Raw genomic sequence first — 2,847 nt, forward strand, 5'->3', positions numbered from 1 at the left:
CGAGACCTCCCGGTGGACCACCGCCATGGTGAACTCCGGCACCACCCTCGACTTCACTGACCTCGGGAAACCCACCGCCGACAAGCACTCCACCGGCGGAGTGGGCGACAAGATCACCCTCGCGCTCACACCGCTCGTGGCGTCCTTCGGGGTGGCGGTGCCGCAACTGTCCGGACGCGGCCTCGGCCACACCGGCGGCACCCTCGACAAGCTCGAGTCGATCCCCGGGTGGACTGCGCAGATCAGCACCGACCGCATGCGCGAGATCCTCACGACCGTCGGCGGTGTGGTCTGCGCGGCGGGGGAGGATCTCGCCCCGGCCGACCGGCGGCTCTACGCCCTGCGGGACGTCACCGGCACGGTCGAATCGGTGCCGCTCATCGCGTCCTCCATCATGAGCAAGAAGATCGCTGAGGGCACCGGCGCGCTGGTCCTCGACGTGAAGGTCGGCTCCGGGGCGTTCATGAAGGACCTGGAGAGCGCGCGCCTGCTCGCCACCACGATGGTGGAGATCGGGGCGGACGCCGGCCTCGCCACCTCCGCGCTGCTCACCGATATGTCCCGGCCGCTGGGCCGTACCGTCGGCAACGCCCTGGAGGTCCGCGAGGCCGTCGAGGTGCTCGCCGGTGGAGGACCGGAGGACGTCGTGGAACTGACCGTGGCCCTGGCCCGGGAGATGCTGGACGCCGCCGGCCTGCCGGACGCCGACCCCGCCGCCGCCCTCACCGACGGCCGTGCCCTGGACTCCTGGCGGGCGATGATTCACGCGCAGGGCGGGGACCCGGACGCGGACCTGCCCACCGCCGCGCACACCCACCAGGTCCTCGCTGACCGGGACGGGTGGCTCACGCACACGGATGCACTGGCGTTCGGGGTGGCGTCCTGGCGGCTCGGTGCGGGCCGGGCGCGCAAGGAGGACGCCGTCTCCGCCGGCGCGGGCATCGAACTGCACACGGTGGTGGGCGAGCGGGTCCGCGCCGGGCAACCGCTGTTCACCCTGCACGCGGACGAGGAAGTCCGGTTCGACCGCGCTCTGGCGTCCCTCGACGGTGCCTGGACGGTCGCCGATGAGGCGCCGGGGGCCCGGGAATCGGTGATTCTGGGGCGGATCGGCGGGAACTCAAACACGCTGCGACCAGCTGATTGTTAGATTAGCTACCCTCTAATCTAACAAAGATTCCCCCACTGCGCCGATCCGTGTGAGATTAGCGAGGTGCTTTCTCGTAGCGGCTGGAGCGTCCGGCCCCCAGACTGACGAGGGTCCTGTCCTCCACCAGTCCGTCCAGGGTGCGCTTCACGGTGCCGCGGGAGGTTCCGGTAAGCACCTGGAGATCACCGGTGGTCACGGAACCGAACGCCGCGACCCAGCCGAGAGCGACCGCGGTCTGGTTGTCACGGTCCGTCGAAAGGTAGGACATGACGGGGAAGGTACTGCCCGGATCGTAGGCGGCGTCGAGGAAGGACCGGGCGGTGTCGCCGAGGATCCACGCGTCCTTGTGATGACGGATGAGCGGCTCGGAGCGGACCGTGGACTGGCGGGCAGCCTCCAGCGCGACCCGTGCCGACTCGGTCGAGGACTGCAGCGCCACTGCTGTGGTCTCCAGGGTTATGAACGCCTGGTGCAGCAGTTCGTAGAGGATCACCGCGACGCGGAAATCCGACTGCCGGGGTTCCGGTCGGACCGCCCGGACGCAGTCGAGTACCGGGTAGACCGGAACGCCGCCGACCAGGGTGCACTGCACGTACCGTCCGGCGACCTCGGTGATCTCCGGCGGTCGGTGCCCGAGGACGATGAGGTCACGGTACATCCGGTCGACCCCCACCCCCTGTTTGTCGACCAGGCCGAGGGCGCGGAAGAGATCGGCGAGTGCCGGGTACCGGGCCTCCCGGTTACTGAGGATGTTGTCGGAGGTGACGGATCCGGGGAATCCGCCGGGGCTTCGGACGCTCAGTGTGGAATCCATGTCGGTCCACCTGACCTCGGTGGGTTCGGAACGGTTCCAGTCCCGGTGGATCAGACCATTGAGCAGCGCCTCACGGACCGCCCGGTCCGGGATTCGCCGGATCTGCTCATGGTGGATTCCGCGTTCGGAGGTGAGGAAGGTGTTCGACCCGGAGATAACCGTCTCCGTCTCCGCCAACTGCTCCAGGACGGATGCCGTGGTCGCGGGTCGGAGTGTGTTGGTCACTGAACCACCGTGGACGTCGAAGGCCGTGAACTCCAGGGCGGTTCTGTCCGCCGGGGTGAACAGCAGGGCACCGGCCTGGGTGAGTGACCCGTCGGAGCGCAGTGCCCCCAGGCTGCGCAGGAGTTCCTCGTCAGGACGCTCGCTCGCGTCGAGTCCGGTCCAGCGCCGGGCGAGGGCGACCGCTGCGGGTCGCACATCGGCCATGGTGCGGACGGAGGCCTCGGCCATCGGGTCCGAGGAGGACGCCCGGTCGCGGTGCTCCCACCACTGGGCCCGGTCGATCGGCTGGCAGTGGTCGGCGACACGCCACCGGATCCTGCTGCCGGTGTCCTCCACGGGTTCGCGCGCCTCCGCGACGTAGATGACGAGGATACGGAGCCCCTCGACCTGGTCCGTGACGATGTCCGGGGCCACACCGACCCCGCGGTAGATGCGGTCGCGGAGCCAGTCGATGTCGAGTTCGGTGCCGATGACGCGTCCGGAGCGGTCCTCCACGCCGACAACGAGGGCGCCGCCACCAGGGGAGTTCGCCATGCAGGCGACCTCGTCGGCCAGGGCGGTGGCGGCCTGGGGGTTCTCGGGGAGGCCGGGTTCGATATCCGGTCCGTTGCGGCGTCCGGCCTCCTCCTTGAAGTCGACCGACTGGGTCTCGGTGGTA

At 69.6% G+C, this 2,847-nt stretch carries 2 protein-coding genes; one reads left to right on the plus strand and one right to left on the minus strand.

The features are described from left to right. A partial coding sequence (locus QZV72_RS07735) for a thymidine phosphorylase (protein ID WP_297006945.1) occupies positions 1–1,150 on the plus strand: 1,150 nt, incomplete at its 5' end. A 55-nt stretch (positions 1,151–1,205) separates the two neighbouring features. Here the strand turns inward: QZV72_RS07735 and QZV72_RS07740 are convergent. After that, positions 1,206–2,847: DUF5635 domain-containing protein (locus QZV72_RS07740; protein ID WP_297006949.1), on the minus strand; the 1,642-nt coding region annotated here is incomplete at its 5' end.

The sequence above is a fragment of the uncultured Corynebacterium sp. genome (assembly GCF_902782855.1).
In the GTDB taxonomy this organism is placed as follows: domain Bacteria; phylum Actinomycetota; class Actinomycetes; order Mycobacteriales; family Mycobacteriaceae; genus Corynebacterium.